The sequence below is a fragment of the Noviherbaspirillum sp. genome (genome assembly GCF_036846085.1).
Classification (GTDB): domain Bacteria; phylum Pseudomonadota; class Gammaproteobacteria; order Burkholderiales; family Burkholderiaceae_D; genus Noviherbaspirillum.
This window is the reverse complement of the sequence record NZ_DAIUCO010000095.1, coordinates 1-17,130: the sequence shown is the minus strand read 5'-3', so window position 1 is coordinate 17,130 and position 17,130 is coordinate 1. Positions and strand designations below refer to the sequence as shown.

Annotated in this window: 17 protein-coding genes; 9 read left to right on the top strand and 8 right to left on the bottom strand. The window is 60.6% G+C overall.

What is annotated here, in order from left to right; all coding sequences use genetic code 11:
* Window positions 1-43: 43 nt before the first annotated feature.
* Window positions 44-1,072, bottom strand: a complete 1,029-nt coding sequence (locus V7080_RS12780) for a CDP-6-deoxy-delta-3,4-glucoseen reductase (protein WP_334188773.1) — start codon at window positions 1,070-1,072, stop codon at window positions 44-46.
* 9 nt (window positions 1,073-1,081) lie between these two features.
* On the opposite strand from V7080_RS12780, the gene V7080_RS12775 reads away from it, so the two are divergent.
* Window positions 1,082-1,975 (top strand): NAD-dependent epimerase/dehydratase family protein, encoded by an 894-nt coding sequence (locus V7080_RS12775; RefSeq protein WP_334188772.1) that lies wholly within the window; start codon window positions 1,082-1,084, stop codon window positions 1,973-1,975.
* Window positions 1,976-2,007: 32 nt separating this feature from the next.
* Here the strand turns inward: V7080_RS12775 and V7080_RS12770 are convergent, their stop codons facing one another.
* On the bottom strand, window positions 2,008-3,585 hold the full coding sequence (locus tag V7080_RS12770; RefSeq protein ID WP_334188771.1) for a CYTH and CHAD domain-containing protein: 1,578 nt from the start codon (window positions 3,583-3,585) through the stop codon (window positions 2,008-2,010).
* A gap of 160 nt (window positions 3,586-3,745) precedes the next feature.
* On the opposite strand from V7080_RS12770, the gene V7080_RS12765 reads away from it, so the two are divergent.
* Entirely contained in the window at window positions 3,746-4,603 is an 858-nt protein-coding gene (locus V7080_RS12765; protein ID WP_334188770.1) for an endonuclease/exonuclease/phosphatase family protein, read from the top strand.
* A 21-nt stretch (window positions 4,604-4,624) separates the two neighbouring features.
* Here the strand turns inward: V7080_RS12765 and V7080_RS12760 are convergent, their stop codons facing one another.
* From V7080_RS12760 to V7080_RS12740, 5 genes are all read right to left on the bottom strand, one after another.
* Entirely contained in the window at window positions 4,625-5,500 is an 876-nt protein-coding gene (locus V7080_RS12760) for a response regulator transcription factor (protein ID WP_334188769.1), read from the bottom strand.
* A gap of 199 nt (window positions 5,501-5,699) precedes the next feature.
* A complete protein-coding gene (locus tag V7080_RS12755; protein WP_334188768.1) occupies window positions 5,700-5,930 on the bottom strand; it encodes a hypothetical protein in 231 nt (76 codons plus the stop codon).
* Between the two features lie 85 nt (window positions 5,931-6,015).
* Window positions 6,016-7,797, bottom strand: coding sequence for a GspE/PulE family protein (locus V7080_RS12750; RefSeq protein ID WP_334188767.1), 1,782 nt, complete (start codon window positions 7,795-7,797; stop codon window positions 6,016-6,018).
* A 62-nt stretch (window positions 7,798-7,859) separates the two neighbouring features.
* Complete coding sequence (locus tag V7080_RS12745; protein WP_334188766.1) at window positions 7,860-8,678, bottom strand: spermidine synthase; 819 nt, start codon at window positions 8,676-8,678, stop codon at window positions 7,860-7,862.
* 38 nt (window positions 8,679-8,716) lie between these two features.
* On the bottom strand, window positions 8,717-9,190 hold the full coding sequence (locus tag V7080_RS12740) for a DNA-deoxyinosine glycosylase (protein ID WP_442947226.1): 474 nt from the start codon (window positions 9,188-9,190) through the stop codon (window positions 8,717-8,719).
* Between the two features lie 121 nt (window positions 9,191-9,311).
* Between V7080_RS12740 and V7080_RS12735 the strand changes: the two genes are divergently transcribed.
* The 5 genes from V7080_RS12735 (at window position 9,312) to V7080_RS12715 (ending at window position 15,537) form a co-directional block, all read left to right on the top strand.
* A complete protein-coding gene (locus V7080_RS12735; RefSeq protein ID WP_334188764.1) occupies window positions 9,312-10,061 on the top strand; it encodes an SDR family oxidoreductase in 750 nt (249 codons plus the stop codon).
* Between the two features lie 10 nt (window positions 10,062-10,071).
* Complete coding sequence (locus V7080_RS12730; RefSeq protein WP_334188763.1) at window positions 10,072-10,863, top strand: AraC family transcriptional regulator; 792 nt, start codon at window positions 10,072-10,074, stop codon at window positions 10,861-10,863.
* 64 nt (window positions 10,864-10,927) lie between these two features.
* Entirely contained in the window at window positions 10,928-11,371 is a 444-nt protein-coding gene (locus V7080_RS12725) for an Mpo1 family 2-hydroxy fatty acid dioxygenase (RefSeq protein ID WP_334188762.1), read from the top strand.
* Between the two features lie 6 nt (window positions 11,372-11,377).
* A complete protein-coding gene (locus tag V7080_RS12720; protein ID WP_334188761.1) occupies window positions 11,378-12,373 on the top strand; it encodes a 2-dehydropantoate 2-reductase in 996 nt (331 codons plus the stop codon).
* Window positions 12,374-12,717: 344 nt separating this feature from the next.
* Window positions 12,718-15,537 (top strand): AMP-binding protein, encoded by a 2,820-nt coding sequence (locus V7080_RS12715; RefSeq protein ID WP_334188760.1) that lies wholly within the window; start codon window positions 12,718-12,720, stop codon window positions 15,535-15,537.
* Between the two features lie 9 nt (window positions 15,538-15,546).
* Here V7080_RS12715 and V7080_RS12710 read toward each other — a convergent pair whose 3' ends face one another.
* On the bottom strand, window positions 15,547-16,155 hold the full coding sequence (locus V7080_RS12710) for a TetR/AcrR family transcriptional regulator (RefSeq protein ID WP_334188759.1): 609 nt from the start codon (window positions 16,153-16,155) through the stop codon (window positions 15,547-15,549).
* 164 nt (window positions 16,156-16,319) lie between these two features.
* On the opposite strand from V7080_RS12710, the gene V7080_RS12705 reads away from it, so the two are divergent.
* Both V7080_RS12705 and V7080_RS12700 read left to right on the top strand, forming a co-directional pair.
* On the top strand, window positions 16,320-16,754 hold the full coding sequence (locus V7080_RS12705; RefSeq protein ID WP_334188758.1) for a hotdog fold domain-containing protein: 435 nt from the start codon (window positions 16,320-16,322) through the stop codon (window positions 16,752-16,754).
* Window positions 16,755-16,785: 31 nt separating this feature from the next.
* A partial coding sequence (locus tag V7080_RS12700) for an acyl-CoA thioesterase (RefSeq protein WP_334188757.1) occupies window positions 16,786-17,130 on the top strand: 345 nt, incomplete at its 3' end.

Genomic DNA, 17,130 nt, shown 5'->3' with positions numbered 1-17,130 from the left:
ATACTAAGTTGTTTCGCGCGACCCGTCAAAAGGTTTGTCGTCGTCACACCTTGGCGAGATCCGCTTCGGACGTGAACGAGTCCGCATAAAATTCTTCTTCCGGAAGCCCGCATTGCGCAACGAAGTCCCTGGTGGCCGCCTCGACCATGGCCGGGGTGCCGCAGGCATAGACTTGGTAAGCGGACAAATCGGGAAAATCTTGCATGACGGCATGATGGACGAACCCGCTGCGGCCGGTCCAGCCGTCTTCAGGCAATGCATGCGAGATCACCGGTACGTACTTGAAGCTGGGCAGGGTGCGCGCCCACTCTTCGCAGAGCGCATGCATATACAGGTCCTTCGGCCGGCGGCCACCCCAATAAAGCAGCATCGGCCGCGTCGTCTTCTGATGTGTCGCATGCTCGATGATCGCCTTGATCGGCGCGAAGCCCGTGCCCGACGCCAGCAGCACCATGGGTTTGGTCGAATCCTCGCGCAGGAAGAAGGTGCCGAGCGGGCCCTCGATGCGGAGGATGTCGCGCTCCTTCATGGTGTTGAACACATGGTCGGTGAAGAGGCCGCCCGGCATATGGCGAATATGGAGAGAAACATGCTCGTCCGTATGCGGCGCATTGGCCATGCTGTAGCTGCGGCGCTTGCCATCCTTCAGGAGGAATTCGATGTATTGGCCGGCCTTGTATTGCAGGCGTTCGTTGGCCGGCAGTTGCAGCGACACGATCGTGACGTCGTCCGCCACGCGATCGAGCTTCGCGACCCGGGTGGGTAACTTCTTGATGGGGAACTCCCCGACGCCGAGCACCTCGCGCGCCTCGATGACGATATCCGAATGCGGATGTGCGCAGCAGAACAGCGAAAAGCCCTTCTCTTCATCCGCGGCACTCAGCGCCCGCACCTGATGAACGCCATGGGTAACGCTGCCTTCAAGCAGCTTGCCTCTGCAGGATCCGCATGCACCGTTCTTGCACCCATAGGGCAGACCGACGCCGGCCCGAATCGCTGCCGTCAGAACCGCCTCGCCTTCTTCACAGGTGAACTGGCGTCCGCTTGGCTGTACCGTAACTTGGAAAGTCATACAATTCCGATGATGAAAAACACTCAAAATAAAAAACTCGGCAGGCCCCGCCTGCTGATTATCGGTTGCGGCGACGTGGGCATGCGCCTGCTGCCGCTGGTGCGGGACCGTTTCCGGGTCTTCGCGGTAACCAGTCAGCCGGCGCGCTGCGACGAATTGCGGCGCGCGGGCGCCATTCCCATCGTCGCAAACCTCGACCTGCCCCATACCCTGGCGCGCCTCGCAAGGCTGGCGCGCATGATTGTGCATCTGGCACCACCGCAGGCGGATGGCATGCTGGACCGGCGTACCCGCAACGCGACCGCCATTTTACCCGACCATGCGACGCTCGTTTATGTGAGCACGACGGGCGTGTATGGGGATTGCGGCGGCGCGCTGGTGAACGAATCGCGGCCGGTGGCTCCGCAAAACCCGCGCGCTGTACGCAGGGTGGACGCGGAACGCGTCCTGCGCCACTGGGCCAGGCGGTCCGGTTCGCGGCTGGCGATACTGCGCGCTCCCGGCATTTACGCGCTAGACCGGCTGCCGGTCGAGCGGCTGAAAAAAGGGACGCCCGCGCTGACGCAGGCTGAGGACGTGCATACCAACCATATCCACGCCGACGACCTGGCCGCTCTCGTGGCGGCGGCCCTGTTCCGGGCGCAACCGCAGCGGATATATCATGCTGTCGACGATACGTGCATGAAGATGGGCGAGTATTTCGATGCGGTCGCCGATGCATTCGGCCTGCCTCACCCGCCGCGTTTGCCGCGGAATGCATTGCGGGACGCCGTGTCGCCAATGCTGCTTTCGTTTATGTCGGAATCCCGGCGGCTCAGCAATCGTCGCCTGAAAACCGAGTTGGACTATCGCTTGCGTTATCCGGACGTGCAGCATTTTCTGGCCACGGTCGCCCTCGAATAGGGACGATTCGAGGGTGGCCATGCCTATTGGCGTCACCCCTGCTTGCCCGAAGGCGGCTTCATTGCGGTGAAGTGTTTCCATCGTTTGCGAAGCCGGCGGCTCCCGCTTTCGGTGCGTGCCAGCAGGTAACCCCGGGCAAAGCTGGCGCTGGCGGCACGCTCCGGCTGCTTCTCCTGCAACTGGCGCAGCAACCCATCCGCCACAGCGGCGTCGTTCATCCAGCCGAGATCATCCTGCAGTGCGGACAATGCGTCCACATAACGCCGCACTCGTCCCGATGGAAACAGCGACTGAAAAAACTCGGTGGCATAGCGTGTTTTTTTTGCCACGATGCGCACCTCATGGCGTGCCTCGGCAGGCGCGCTATCCAGATCCTTGCCCCGCTTGAGAAGTTTCTGGTGATGACGTGCAATGGTCTTTCGGGCGAATTTCTGCAAAGGTGCGTTCAGGCCGCCGTGCGAGGCCTCACCGTTGCGCTCGTCGTTCCAGTGCGCGCCCTGTACCCAGCTTGAGAAGCCAAGCATCCATTTCGTGTAGCGCACCGATTCCACCACCGACGCCGCCGCATCCCGGCGTTCCTGGGCAAACTGCAATGCGGCCTGCTGCAGGGACGTCATGCCTTCATCGTTGGAGGCGGCCCGCGCCACCGGCGCCAGCGTTGAACCGGATAGCACCTCCCAGTCCCGGGCGGCGCCCAGCTGGTTCGCGGTCCATTTGATTTCTTCCAGGAGCGCCGGTGGACAAGGCGCAAGTTCCTTGAAGATTCCGAGCGCCGAACGCAAACGCCGCATGCCGACGCGCATCTGGTGGACGCTTTCCGGGTCATGCGTCTGCACGACGCCGGTTTCGTTTTCCTGGATCTGCGAGATGCAATTGGCGATGATTGCCTGCATGCCCTGTTTCACCGTCATATCCTTCGACAGGGACAGCTTGACGGCCTTCACGGCAGCGCGTTGCCGCGGCATGCAAAGCGCATAACCGCGCTCTGCCTTGCTTTGATTCCCGATGCGCATCGGCACGTCGTCCAGCAGCTTCAATGCGAACTCGAAAAGCTGTTGCGGATTTCCTGCCTTCAGCTCGAGTTCGATTTCACTGATCGGCAGCTTTACGTCGTTGCGTTCCAGCACGCCTTCGTCGAGGGCGAATTCAATCTCGGTGCTTCCCGCCGCATTGTCATCGCCGTTCTCATCCTTCAGTGCAAGCTTCCATACGGTACGTTTGACACGCGAGGTGAACATCGGAAGAAGCCGCTCGGACAGCGCCGGCGTGTGCAGCAGGGTGGACCATTGCGTTCCCGGCTCCACAATGTCGCGTAGCGCTGCGAGATCCGGCGCGGCGCTTTCGACACGGCACTCCCATTCGTTGTTCTGGTGAAGTCCGGCCTCCACCTTGCCGCCTCCTTTCAGGGTTTGGATCCAGTTGTCGCCGTTTACCTGGCGTACGCGCAGCGCGGCATTGCAACGCCGTATCTCGAAGCTGGGGGTATCGAAATACGTACTGACAAGTTCCTGTGTCCGCGGTTTTTTAATGGCATGTTTTTCCAGTAATGGATGCTTGCGCAGCGTTTCCACGTGCTCGGGATTAATCAACAGCTTCAATTCGATTTCCATGGGCGCCTGCCTCCAAGTTACTGCTTGTCGGTTGATCAAAATGGTATAAAAATTAAGTCTGCATACGACACGCTTCTCTCAGCGGGGTCCTGTAAAAGCAGAATGCGATAGCAGATGAAAGTTCAATCCTTGCAAGTGTTTCCAACCTGACCAGCCCGCGATGAAACTGATCACCTGGAATATTCAATGGGGGCGCGGCGTTGATGGCCGCGTGGACCTCGGTCGCATCGTGGACCATGCGCGTCGCCTGGCGGATTTCGATGTCCTCTGCCTGCAGGAAGTGTCTTCCGGATACGGTGCTTCCGAGTTGGCCGCCAACGACCGCAGCGATCAATTCGCGGTCATTGCATCGAGCCTGCCGGGCTATACCGCGATCCAGGGCGTTGGAACCGATGTGCCGGACAGAGAGGGCGGACGACGGCGTTTCGGGAACATGATTCTTTCGCGCTTTCCGGTCATGCAGGTTTTCAATCACGTGTTGCCGTGGCCTGCCGATCCGGGCGTACTGAGCATGCAAAGGGTCGCGCTTGAGGCAACCCTGGATACGCTGCTTGGGCTGATACGGGTCACCACCACGCATCTTGAATACTATTCCGCGATACAGCGCCATGCGCAGATCGAGCGGTTGAGGCAACTGCATGCGGAGGCGGTCGGGCATGCGCGCACTGTGCCGGACGGCGAGCCATCGGACGGACCATTCTTTCATCCGCGGCGCGCGGCAGCCGCAATCCTCACGGGTGACTGCAATTTCCTGCCGGAATCAGAGGACCGGCAGCTCCTGATGAAGCCCATCGACGATGTCATCCCGCCATATTGCGATGCCTGGGAATGCCTTCATCCGGGTGTTCCGCATGCGCCGACGGTCGGCTTGTATGAGAAGGCATTGTGGCCCGGACCGCCGTTCACGTTCGATTTCGTTTTCGTGAGTGACGATCTGAAGCCGAGGCTGCTCGAGATTCGCGTCGATTCGCAAAGCGATGCATCCGACCATCAACCGGTTTTGCTCGAACTCGGCTGACCCGGATTGGGCCGGCCGCTATCAGGAAGCCTTCTCCAGAATTGCGGTGGCAACCCGCCGGGCGCTCGGCAGGAAGCGGGCGATGGTTGCAAGCAATTCATCTTCGCCGACCGGCTTGCCGAGATAGGCATCGCAGCCGGCCCAGCTTCCCCGGAATTTGTCGAACGACGAGGATTTGCTGCTGAGCATGACGACTGCCACATCCTTCGTCGCAGGGCTGGATTTGAGGCGTTTGCAGACCTGGTAACCATCGATGCCCGGCATCATGATGTCCAGGAAGACGCAGGTATATTGCTTGGACTGCGCCATATCGATCGCCGTCTCGCCATTCTCGGCATAGTCGACGTCGAAACGGAAAGGTGCAAGTTTTGCACGCATGAAGGCCCTGACGGTCGCACTGTCATCGACGACAAGGACCGAATCGGTCGGCCGGGTTTCTACAATCGGCGTTCCCGACGATGCATTCCTGTCGACCGCACGCCTGAAAGTGTGGCCGTCCCATTCGCCAATCTCGGTCTTGACTCGCCGGGCGCGTTGCTGCAAAGCGGCCTCCATCACGGCGTCGAGTTGTTCGAACAGGCGCATCCAGCGCACCGGTTTCTCAATGACCGGCCAGGATGATGGCGATGTTATTTTGCCGATCAGTACGGCAGGGGCGTGCACATTCGGGGAGCGGGCCTGGAGTTGCGCAAGGGCGGCCGGGTTGTCGGCATTGACGAGATAGACGTCGCTTCGGTCTGCAGGGGAAGCCGGCTCGTTGTAGGTGAAGAGGCGGCGCCCGGTGAGGCGGAAGGTCGATGCGAGCATTTCCTTTTCGGCACCGGAGAAGCCCAGCATTTCCAGAGTGAAACTGCGTGGGCGGTAGTCGGTGTTTTCGGATGCAAGCACTTGAGTCATCTCGAGCCCCAGAGAGTTGTGGAACGTTGTTGGCCAAATGATAACAGATGATATTCCCGCGTGAAACAGATCAGATGATTGGCGGAAATAAAAACGACGCTCCCCATCATATTCCTGTTCATCGTATTTTTCCGCGCATCTCAAGAAAAAGGCTGCAACGGAAAACGCTGCAGCCTTTTTAGCTGGTACGCGGCGGTATTTACCAGCCGTAGCCTACGCCAATGCCTCCGCCGGTCCGGCCGCCCCAGCTTCCGATGCCGATACCGAGATTGACGCCACGCCGACCATACGGCTCGGCGGGCATATTGCTTGGTGTCTGTTGTGCAACCGGCTGGGTAGCATCGTCGTTCACCGGCGGGGTGGTTGTTGCGCACCCGCCAAGGACGGCGGCGCAGAATCCTGCGGATAGGAGATAGGTAAAGCGCTTCATTGCAACTCCGAAGAACATGTCAATGCTCTTAGAGGTGTTGCATTTTTCGCAGTTCAGCCAAGCCGGCTGACTATGACAAAAATAGTCAGGTCAGCGCGGACGTGACTTTCAGCACTTCCTCTGCGGTAGTGACGCCTTCCGCGATTTTCAAGGCGCCCGCGACCCGAAGAGGTTTCATGCCGTCCTGAATGCTTTGTTGCTTGAGCGCATGAATATCGGTTTCCTGCTTGATCATCTTGGAAAAACTTTGCGTCACGGTCAGCAGTTCGTACAAGCCGACGCGGCCGCGGAAACCGGTCTGTCTGCATTCCGGGCATCCCACCGGCCGGTAGATTTTTGCCGGTTTCGCGATCTCCCGGCCCTCCATCAGGCTTTCCCAGATTTCGTCGGCCAGGCTGCCGTCCGGTGCCTTGCAGGCCTGGCAAAGGGTGCGCACCAGGCGCTGCGCCATGATGCCGATCAGTGTGGCTTCCAGGAGGTAATACGGTACGCCAAGTTCCAGCAGGCGCATGACCGCCGAGGGGGCGTCGTTGGTGTGCAAGGTCGACAGCACCAGGTGGCCGGTGAGGGCCGCCTGTATCGCCATCTCGGCGGTTTCCAGGTCGCGGATCTCGCCGATCATGATGATGTCCGGGTCCTGCCGCATGAGGGCGCGCACGCCGTCCGCGAACGACAGGTCGATCCCGTGCTGCACCTGCATCTGGTTGAAAGATCCTTCCACCATCTCGATCGGGTCTTCCACCGTGCAGACATTGACCTCCGAGGTGGCCAGCGCCTTGAGCGTGGTGTACAGGGTGGTCGTCTTGCCGGAGCCGGTCGGGCCGGTCACCAGGACAATGCCGTGCGGCCGGGTGGTCAGGGCGTCCCAGCGCACCGCATCGTCCGGCGGGAAGCCGAGTTCCGGCAGCGTCTTGACGATGACTTCCGGATCGAAGATTCGCATGACCAGTTTTTCGCCGAAGGCGGTCGGCAGGGTGGACAGGCGGAGTTCGATTTCCTGGCCGGCGGCGGTGCGGGTCTTGATCCGGCCGTCCTGCGGGCGGCGCTTCTCGATGACATCCATCCGTCCCAGAAGCTTGATGCGGGCCGTCATTGCGATCATCACCGTGGCAGGCACCTGATACACCTGGTGCAGGATGCCGTCGATGCGAAAACGGATCGTGCTGAAGTCCCTCTTCGGCTCCAGGTGAATGTCAGACGCGCGCTGTTCGAAGGCGTATTGCCAGAGCCAGTCGACGATATTGATGATGTGCTGGTCGTTCGCGTCGACCTGCTTGTTGCTGTTGCCGAGTTCGACGAGTTGCTCGAAATTGTTGCGCAGCGCGAGGTCCTGGCCGTTCAGCTTGTGCGCGCCCTTGATGGATTTGGCGAGCGTGAAGAACTGCGCGGTGTACTGGGCGATATCGAGCGGATTGGCGATGACGAGCTTGATGTTGCGGCGCGTGATCTTGGCGATTTCCGATTCCCATTCGCCGATGAACGGTTCGGTCGAAGCGATGACGATCTCGGTCGGCGTGAGTTCGATCGGCAGGATATTGAAGCGTGCCGCATAAGTCGCCGACATGACGTCGGCTACCTTGGTGAAGTCCACTTTCAGCGGATCGATGCGGTAGAACGGCAGCTTGACCTTTGCCGCCATCCATTCGGTCAGCCAGTCGAGCGTAAGCTGGCGGTGGGGCGGCTGCGTGGATTGCAGCTTGGCCTGTGCCACGGCCGTCAGGGGATGCATCGGCATCCCGGCATTTTTCAGGATGGCCTGGGTCTGGTTGTAGAAGGTCTTGGCGTTGGTCCTGTCGATCACGCCGTCGGCTACCAGCCAGGTAAAAATCTGCTGCAGGTCGAGCGTCTTGGGAACGGCTTTTGTCATGGAATTCACTATCGATGCCCCTAGGCAATATCTGCATCGATGTTAACACATGGCCATTGCGCTCATTCGCTGGTCTGGGTGGCTTTCAGCCCGTTGACCCATGATTTGGCGGGAAGCTTTGTACTTTGAACAATGTTCGCGGCGCGTTCGTACAGGGCGGGAAAGTCGAGCTCGGTTGGTGTCTTTAAAGCAAGGGCAACTACATTGCCGTCATGGACCTCTGGCAGGCAGAGAATCTGCCGGAACGCCGGGCGCATCGCCTTCAGGTTCTTCGCATAGCTCGGATGATCGCCGAACAGGTTGACGGTCATGATGCCTCCCGGCGCCAGGCATTCCGCGCAGGCGACATAGAACTCCGGCGTATCCAGGACCGGGCCCCTGGCGGTGGCGTCGTACAGGTCGACCTGCAGTATGTCGAGCTTGCCGTGGTTGGCGGCATCATTGACGAAATCCATCGCATCCATTTCGACGACGGAAAGCCGCTCATCGTCCTGCGGCAACTTGAACATGCTGCGGCAGATCGCCACAACCGACGGGTTAAGTTCCACCGCCGTGACCCGTGCCTTCGGAAAGTGCTTGTGGCTGAATTTGGTCAGTGCCCCGGTTCCAAGGCCGAGCTGAACAATATGCGCCGGCTCGGCGTTGAAGAGCATCCAGGCCATCATCTGCTGCGCGTATTCCAGTTCGATCCAGTCCGGCTTGCGGATGCGCATTGCGCCCTGCACCCATTCGGTGCCGAAGTGCAGGTAGCGCACGCCTTCCTGTTCGGACAGGGTGACGGGCGCGAATTTCGGCTTGCGGGGTGGCTTGGGCGCGTCGGTCTTGCCGGGTCCGGCTCTACGGTTGGCTTGTGCTTCGATGGATTTGCGTTTGATGAGCATGTCGGGCCGGCAATGCCGCATTGGGAAAGCCAGCGATTCTACAGAACGATGCGCTTCCAGACAGCCAGTTTCTGCTCGAACGACCATTGGGCATTGGCGGGCGACGATGACGGCAGCACCAGTGTTTCGAACCCGGCCGCGGCGAATTGCGGTTCCAGCTTGCCGGACGTCTTGCCGTTGAAACAGACCCGTACAAGCCGCGGGCAGTCGTTCTTGAGGGCGGCAAAATCGTTCGCCTGCGCCTGCCGGATCGATGCATCCAGGCTGCCTTCGCGCTGGCAGGCGGCGATGGCGTCCCATAATCCGATCCGGCGCGCAAGCAGTCGCTGCAGCCTCTGTTCGTAGGGCAGGGCGACCAGGTCTTCATCGAGCACGGCGGAAAGCAGTTTCCAGAAATGATTGCGCGGATGCGCGTAATACTGTTGGGCACCGAGCGACGCTTCGCCGGGGAAGCTTCCGAGCAGCAAAATGCGGATGTCGCGGTCGAGGACGGGCGCAAGGCCGGTAAGCAAAGGCAGGTCGGGGGCAGGCATGGCGGTATTTTACGGATGCCGTGGCAGCGGTTATGCTGCGATGGGACAAGCAAAAAGCAATTTCTTCAAAGCGCAGTCATCAAGCGGAGACGAACCCGACATGGACGACAAGATCATGATCATCACCGGCGGCAGCCGCGGCATCGGCGCCTCTACCGCCCGGCTGGCCGCGGCGCGCGGCTATGCGGTATGCATCAGTTACCTGAATAACCGGCCTGCCGCCGACGAAGTGATTGCGGCAATCGAAGAGGACGGCGGCCGGGCGCTCGCGGTACAGGCCGATGTGGCGCAGGAAGCGGACGTGCTGCGGCTGTTCGACACTGTCGACCGGGAACTCGGAAGGGTGACGGCACTGGTGAACAATGCGGGCATCCTGGAACGCCAGATGCGTCTGGAACAGATGGATGCGGCGCGGCTTAGCCGCGTATTTGCCGCCAATGTCATCGGCAGTTTCCTGTGCGCACGCGAGGCGGTGCGCCGCATGTCGACGCGGCAGGGAGGGGCGGGCGGCGCAATCGTCAACCTGTCGTCGATTGCTGCCAAGCTGGGCGCACCGGAGGAATATGTCGATTATGCGGCGTCGAAGGGCGCGATCGACAGCATGACCATCGGGCTTGCGAAGGAAGTGGCTGCCGAAGGCATCCGCGTCAACGGGGTGCGGCCCGGCGTCATCTATACAGATATCCATGCCAGCGGCGGCGAGCCCGGCCGGGTCGAACGGGTCAAGAGCGCCGTGCCGATGAAGCGCGGCGGCCAGGCGGAGGAAGTGGCGCAGGCGATACTCTGGCTGTTGTCAGACGAATCGTCCTACACCACCGGTACGCTGATCGATGTCGCCGGTGGCCGGTAATGAAGGCGCCATGACGCAAAATCCGCCACGACTCCCTGGACTGGGATCGGCCAGTTTGTATCTGTGGCATGGCCGCGCCCTGGTGGTCGGACCCGGCATTGATTCCACACCGCATGCGCATTTTGCGGCGCAGATCACCGTGGCGCTGGAACGTCCATTCCGTGTGCGCCTCGATGCCGGTTCGCCATGGGTGTCGACGCATGCGGCCATCTTCGCGCCCAACCAGATGCATCAGCTGGATTGCGGCGGCGCCATGCTGGCGCATCTTTTCATCGACTCGCCGCAATGCCGGCACGCCATATCTTCGGTGTGCGACGCAGGATATCGCCAGGCGCCGGGATTTTCAGGCGTGATGGCGGCGCTGGATGAGGCCAGGCAGGGCAGGCTGGACATCGATGCGGCGGAGCGGGCGGCACGGCAATGGCTGGATTGCGCAGCGCCGCAGGCAGCCGAATCGAGCACTCTCGATCCGCGCATTTCCGCAGCCCTCGCATGGATCGGCAATCGCCCCGGCGAAACGGTGACGGGCGGATCGCTTGCCGCGCAAACGCACCTGTCCGAAAGCCGCTTCACCCATCTCTTCCGTCAACAGACCGGCTTGCCACTGTCACGCTACCTGCTGTGGTCACGCCTCCTGCGGGCAGTGGAAGCGGTAGCCGACGGGGAGGACCTGACCGCGGCCGCCCACGCCGCCGGATTTGCCGATCTGGCCCACATGAGCCGGACCTTCCGGGGCACTTTCGGCGTGGTGCCCTCGGAATTGCGCAAGATGACGATTGCGTTCAAGCGGGACGTGCGATGAGCGACTAAGATGATTTCATGCCGTATCGCGTTGAATTACGGCTTTAACACAAGAGGAGACGGTCATGGAGCATGTTGCACACCGGCAGATCGAGACGCTGCTCGCCAAATATTCCGAAAGCCATCTGAACCACACAAATGAAATCATTCATTTCATCTGTGTCCCCGCCATCGTGTTTTCGCTGCTGGGCCTGATCTGGGCCGCACATCCGCTCGCGGCGCTGGGCGTGACGCTGATTTCCCTGGTGTACTACTGCACGCTGTCCGTGCCGTTTGCCATTGGCATGCTGCTGATGTCGGGTGCGATGCTGTGGATATTGTCGCTGCTGCCGCAGGGCATGGTGCTGCAGATTTCCATCGCGATTTTCGTGGTGGCATGGATCGGCCAGTTCATCGGGCACAAGATCGAAGGCAAGAAGCCGTCTTTCTTCGAGGATCTGCGTTTCCTGCTGATCGGGCCGCTGTTCGTGCTCGGCTTCCTTTATCGCCGCCTGCGCATTTCCTATTAAGTCCAAATGAAGATTGCCGTCTTCGGCGCCGGCTCGATCGGCGCCTATGTCGGCGGCTCGCTGCTTGCCGCCGGCGGTGATGTGGTATTCATTGGACGCGCAACGGTGCGCGAACGGATCGCGCGTCATGGATTGGTGCTGACCGATCTGCGCGGGAAGAAAATCGCAATCGTGGCGTCGGATGTGCATTTCGAGCCGGATGCCGCCGCGCTAGCCGGCGCGGACCTCATCCTCGTTACGGTGAAAAGTGCCGACACCGCCTCCGCTGCGGTATCCATCCGCAATCATGCCAAACCCGGCACACTCGTGATCAGCCTGCAGAATGGTGTCGGCAACATCGATGCATTGCGATTGCCGGACTGTGGAGTACTCGGAGGCATGGTGCCGTTCAATGTGGTGCAGTTGCCCGATGGCCGCTTTCATCGCGGCACGGAAGGCGAGCTGATGGTCCAGGCATCGCCGGCACTGGCACGCTGGTCGCCACTGTTCGCCGCGGCCGGCTTGCCGTTGATCCAGCGCGCAGATTTCGTTGAGGTGCAATGGGGAAAGCTGCTGCTGAACCTGAACAATCCGGTCAATGCGCTATCCGGTCTGCCATTGAAGGCACAATTGGCGCAGCGCAGTTACCGGCGCTGCCTGGCGTTATTGATGGATGAAGCATTGTCGGTGCTGCGGGCAGCGGGGATCAGCCCGGCGAAGATTGCACGGGTTGCGCCGGGGGTGCTGCCCACGGTGATGCGCCTGCCCGATCCGCTGTTCAGGCTCCTTGCCGGGGCAATGCTGCGTATCGACCCGGAAGCGCGTTCCTCGATGTGGGAAGACTTGCAGGCTGGCCGTCGCACCGAGATCGATTACCTGAACGGCGCCGTGCTGAAACTAGCCCGGAGCCTGGGCCGCGATGCGCCGGCCAACCGGCGTGTCGTGGACCTGATCCGCGCCGCTGAGACGGGAGACCGCAAGTCACTTGACGGCAATGCGCTGTATCGCGCATTGACCATGTAGTTGCAGACAGCGTACCTGATTTGACACACCATGTATTTGCATAGAGTGAACGGCTTGCATCAAGCTATTCCCTTTGTCGTGGAAAATCCGGCTTACCGTCGACCGCGCTCTTCCACGCAATCCAGCAACGACAAAGTGTCGTGACATATTGCCCTGCGGCCGTCATCAGGTTGTATAGGACGCCTGTGCCGCAATCTCGCTGCCCGGCATCAGGCGCTGCAGTGTCTCTGGGCATGTGACTTGCTCGCTGCACTGGGGATACCCTGACCACCACCAGAACCAGTTTTGCTCATGGTGGGTCTAACCAGCCCAGCCTGGGAATACGGCGTTCTGTTAGGTGACTCATGACATCATGGTTTCATTTGTCGGAAACGACAGCGCTGGACTTTGATGGTCCGGTCGACAAGGAATTTACTGTTTTCAACGAAACTTTGATCGATTCTCCGATCATCGATTTATTCGAAAGAGCGGCGCGAACATATCCGGACAGATTGGCCCTCACCGACAGCGCGCGAAGCCTGAGTTATAAGGGAGTATTGCGCAACGTCCATTCGCTTGCGCGCAGGATCGATGGGTCCTCGCCGGAGGCGCGCCCGGTCGGCATCCTGTTGCCGCACAACGCGCTCTTTCCCGTCGCCGCGCTGGCATGTCTTGCCGCCAATCGCCCGTATGTTCCGATCGATCTCAAATATCCGCCTGCGCGGATCGATGCCGTCATCCGCGAAGCAGGCGTGGGTGCCGTCATCATCGATAGCGCGGATGCTTCCGGTAGTCAGCAGGGACTGGTTCCAGACGGCGTGGTTACCATCGATGTCCACGCAAGCGAGGACGAGGGGGCGATTCATCCCCTGCCGAAGGCTGCATCCAGGGAAGATATGCCGGCGGTCATTCTCTATACGTCAGGCAGCACCGGCAAACCGAAAGGTATCTGCAACAACCAGCAAGCCATCCTTCAGCGCGTCGGTGAGTACACCAACTCCTGCCATGTCGATGCAGACGACCGCTTCATCCTGTTGAGTTCCCCCGGCACCATTGCCGGCGAACGCGAGATATTTACCGCGCTGCTCAACGGTGCCTCGCTGCATGTGACCGATCCGCAACTGGACGGCATTCACACGGTGCTTCATGCCATGGCTGCGCGCCGCATCACCATCGGATATGCCGTGCCATCCTTGCTGCGGGTGATGTTGCGCCTGCCGGGAGCGCAGGCGGCTTTCTCCGGCATGCGTGTGCTGCGTATCGGCGGTGACATCACGCTCGACAGCGATCTCGCGCTGTTCCGCAAGATCGCGCCATCGTCCTGTCATTTTTTTGCAAGCTTCAGTTCCACCGAAACACCTGCGGTATTCCAGTGGTTCGTTCCCCAAGGCTGGACACCGAGCGGGCCGCGCGTGCCGATAGGCCGCCCGCGTCCCGGCATCGACTTTGCCATTGTCGGCGAGGATGGACAGCCGGTGCCGGAAGGAGAATTGGGTGAACTCGTGGTGCGCAGCCGCTATCTCGCACTGGGTCAATGGCAGGATGGCCGGCTGTCCGCCGGCCCGTTCAGCGTCGATCCGTCGGACCCTGCGATGCGGATCCTGCACACCGGGGATATGGTGAAGTTTCGCGAGGACGGCTTGTGGGAACTCATCGGACGCAAGGACAGGCAGATCAAGATCAGGGGTTTGCGCATCGACATGGGGGAGGTGGAAGCGGCATTGCGCAGCGTGAACGAGGTGGCGGATGCCGCCGTGACCGCACGCCGCCGCGGCGAGGAAGTCAGCGGACTGGCGGCCTTTGTTGCGCCGGTTGCCGGATCGGACAACGATGGGCCGCATGAAGCATTGCAGGAGAAACTCAAGCACGCCTTGCATGCGCGCGTTCCGCAATACATGCATCCGGCAGTCATCCATATCATCGACAGCATCCCGCAGCTTGCGGGATTCAAGCCGGATGTGGCTGCACTCGAAGCGCTTGACAGGCAACGGCAGGAGGCGGAGGAACAGGTACGGCAAGCGGCGCGTGAGCAGGCAAGGCAACGGCGAGACGGCATGCAAAACGTCGCGCAGAACGGCATGCCCAATGTCACGTCGCGCATCGGTCGGCATGACGGCGACGCGCTGCTGGATAAGCGCATCGCCAATGCGGTAAGGCATGCCTGGATCACGGTCGCCGGATCGAAGTCCTACGAGGCCGGGGAGGCATGGTCGGAAACCGGCGCCGACTCATTGAAGGCCATCGAGTTCTGGTTCTATATCGAGGACAAGCTAGGCTTCAAGCTTCCCCTCGATGCGCTGGATGAAGACGTCACGCCAAGCCAGCTCGCCACCGCGATCAGCAATTACCTGACCAACTCCGCGACGAAGCTGCGCGGGGCAGACCCGGATGCGCCACTTGTCTACCTGCTGCCAGGGATCCAGAGCGACGACCCTGCGCTGGTCCGGTTCCGGAGCGCATTCGGCAACAAGGTCCGGTTCAGGACGCTGGACTACCCCGGATGGCGCCAGACCCTCAATAACGGCCGCGAGTTTGATGCCATCGTGGATTATGTGTTCTCGACGATTTGCGCCGAACCCGAGTGCGACACCTACCGCATCGCCGGGTATTCATTCGGCGGCATCGTGGCATTCGAGGTGGCTCGCCGGCTCGTCGAGTCGGGTCGCCACGTCGGATTCCTGGGTTTGCTGGATGCGCGCCGTTGGGACCTGGCGCACGCCGAATCGGTCAACCAGCTCGAAGGCGCGACGCCCGGGATGATGCGCCTGCCGGTGAACATGTGCAAACTGGCGGTGACGCAATGTATCCGGCATCGCATGTTTACGCCTTTGTCCTTCGTCGAACGAAGCCTCATGCAGCGGCCGACCAAGGTTTCGTTCTGGTTCAAGCGGCAACTGACGAAGGAGCTGCGCTACCAGGCATTGCGCCAATGGACGCCCTCGACGCTGGATGTGCCGACTGTCCTCTTCCTGTCCGACGATCACTGGCCCGGCGAACCGGCCGACCATGGCTGGGAAGAAGTATGCAGGCGCCTCACCAAGGTGCATATCGGCGGGACTCACGCAACCGTCATCCAGCCGCCGCAACGCGACGCCTTGTGCGAACACTTCCTAATGACGCTGACGCAATTCCCGGTGCCGCCCGCCGCGCCGGGAATTACCGAACTGAACCTGAAAGCAGGGTGAGCAAGCCGACTAGGGCTTGAGCGCATTCCATGCCGCATCGGCGAACACTTCGCGATGCGCGCGGATGTGGGTTTTGACCCGTCCGGCGAGCCACAGCCGCGCATAATCATGCGAGGGGCCGGTGATTAGCGACGGATAGCATTCCAGCGGCACATCCTTCAAGGATCCGTTTTCCCGGTAGGGCTGAAACCAGCGCAGCGCCTGCGACAGATGGGACTTCGTCTGCGCTTCCAGGTCCCTCGCGGCTTCGCTCCTGACGACGGCGCCGCGGTTATACAGGACGAAGCGTGCCTTGTCCGGATTGTCGGCCACCCAATCGATATAGGAATGGACAATCGCTTTCACGCCTTCCTCCGCGGTGCGGGCCTTCGATAAATATTCCTGCTGAGCGCCGTGGTAACTCTGCAGCGCTTCCACATAGATGGCGGCGGCGATGCTTTCCTTATTGCCGAAGTGGTGATACAGGCTGCCCACGCTGGCGGCGGAGCGCTCGCGGATCATGTCAATGGTGGTTGCTTCCACGCCGTTCTCGATGAAGCAGCCCAAAGCAGCGTCGAGAATCTCCTGCTTCCTGTTTTTCTTTTCCGGTGGCTGGGCCGGCTTGATGTCTGTCGTCATTACAATCGCGGGTTTGACTAGAATAAAATTCTAGAATAATATTCTGTTGACCGGAAGCGGGGCCGTTGCCCGCAATCCGTAAAGCCTCACCTTATCGCAACCCGCGCCCGAAGGTAAAGCCGCATGAACCCTCCGCCAGCGCAGTCAACCAAGGAAAGTGCACCATGAACCAGACCCTCGGCCTTTACCAGAGCATGGGTAACCAGAATTTCAGCAAGGCGGTCGTCAACCTCGCCCCTTACTTCGGCACCATCGATCCGCAATTCACCATGCTCAGGCCCGGCTATGCTGAAGTGACCTTCGCCAACCAGCGCTCGGTGCACAACCATATCGGGACCGTTCATGCGATTGCCTTATGCAACGCCGCCGAACTCGCCGCCGGCACCATGACCACAGTCTCGATCGCCGACGGACGCCAGTGGATACCGGTGGGCATGTCAGTGGAATATCTCGCCAAGGCAAAAACCGACATGCGCGTCGTCGCCGACGGTGCGAATGTGGACTGGAATGCGGTTGGCGATGTCGAGGTCCCGGTCGATGCTTTCGACACGGACGGAAAGCGTGTCTTCACCGCGAAAATCGTGATGAATCTGAAATGACGGGAAACGCGATGTCGACAGGGAGCCGCGCATGAACCTCGTCTTTCGATTGTTGTACGTCCTGTTGCTGTCGCTGTTCCGCGAGAAGCTGCCGCTTGCCGCCGTGGTGAGCCGCCTCGGCCTTCGCACGATGCCGAATGATCTCGACGTCAATCTCCACATGAACAACGGCCGTTACCTGACCATTTGCGACTTGAACCGGGTCGATCTGTTCATCCGGACCGGATTGCTGAAGGTGATGCTCCGGAAGAAGTGGATGCCGATGGTCGCCGAACACACCATGACCTACAAAAAGCCGCTGAAGTTGTTCGAGCGCTTCGACGTGTCGCTGGCGGTCACGCATTGGGACGAAAAATTCTTCTACATGCACCATACC

Coding starts and splice junctions, on each gene's coding strand:
- V7080_RS12780 (WP_334188773.1), bottom strand. CDS start 1,072: ATGACTTTCCAAGTTACGGTACAGCCAAGCGGACGCCAGTTCACCTGT.
- V7080_RS12775 (WP_334188772.1), top strand. CDS start 1,082: ATGATGAAAAACACTCAAAATAAAAAACTCGGCAGGCCCCGCCTGCTG.
- V7080_RS12770 (WP_334188771.1), bottom strand. CDS start 3,585: ATGGAAATCGAATTGAAGCTGTTGATTAATCCCGAGCACGTGGAAACG.
- V7080_RS12765 (WP_334188770.1), top strand. CDS start 3,746: ATGAAACTGATCACCTGGAATATTCAATGGGGGCGCGGCGTTGATGGC.
- V7080_RS12760 (WP_334188769.1), bottom strand. CDS start 5,500: ATGACTCAAGTGCTTGCATCCGAAAACACCGACTACCGCCCACGCAGT.
- V7080_RS12755 (WP_334188768.1), bottom strand. CDS start 5,930: ATGAAGCGCTTTACCTATCTCCTATCCGCAGGATTCTGCGCCGCCGTC.
- V7080_RS12750 (WP_334188767.1), bottom strand. CDS start 7,797: ATGACAAAAGCCGTTCCCAAGACGCTCGACCTGCAGCAGATTTTTACC.
- V7080_RS12745 (WP_334188766.1), bottom strand. CDS start 8,678: ATGCTCATCAAACGCAAATCCATCGAAGCACAAGCCAACCGTAGAGCC.
- V7080_RS12735 (WP_334188764.1), top strand. CDS start 9,312: ATGGACGACAAGATCATGATCATCACCGGCGGCAGCCGCGGCATCGGC.
- V7080_RS12730 (WP_334188763.1), top strand. CDS start 10,072: ATGACGCAAAATCCGCCACGACTCCCTGGACTGGGATCGGCCAGTTTG.
- V7080_RS12725 (WP_334188762.1), top strand. CDS start 10,928: ATGGAGCATGTTGCACACCGGCAGATCGAGACGCTGCTCGCCAAATAT.
- V7080_RS12720 (WP_334188761.1), top strand. CDS start 11,378: ATGAAGATTGCCGTCTTCGGCGCCGGCTCGATCGGCGCCTATGTCGGC.
- V7080_RS12715 (WP_334188760.1), top strand. CDS start 12,718: ATGACATCATGGTTTCATTTGTCGGAAACGACAGCGCTGGACTTTGAT.
- V7080_RS12710 (WP_334188759.1), bottom strand. CDS start 16,155: ATGACGACAGACATCAAGCCGGCCCAGCCACCGGAAAAGAAAAACAGG.
- V7080_RS12705 (WP_334188758.1), top strand. CDS start 16,320: ATGAACCAGACCCTCGGCCTTTACCAGAGCATGGGTAACCAGAATTTC.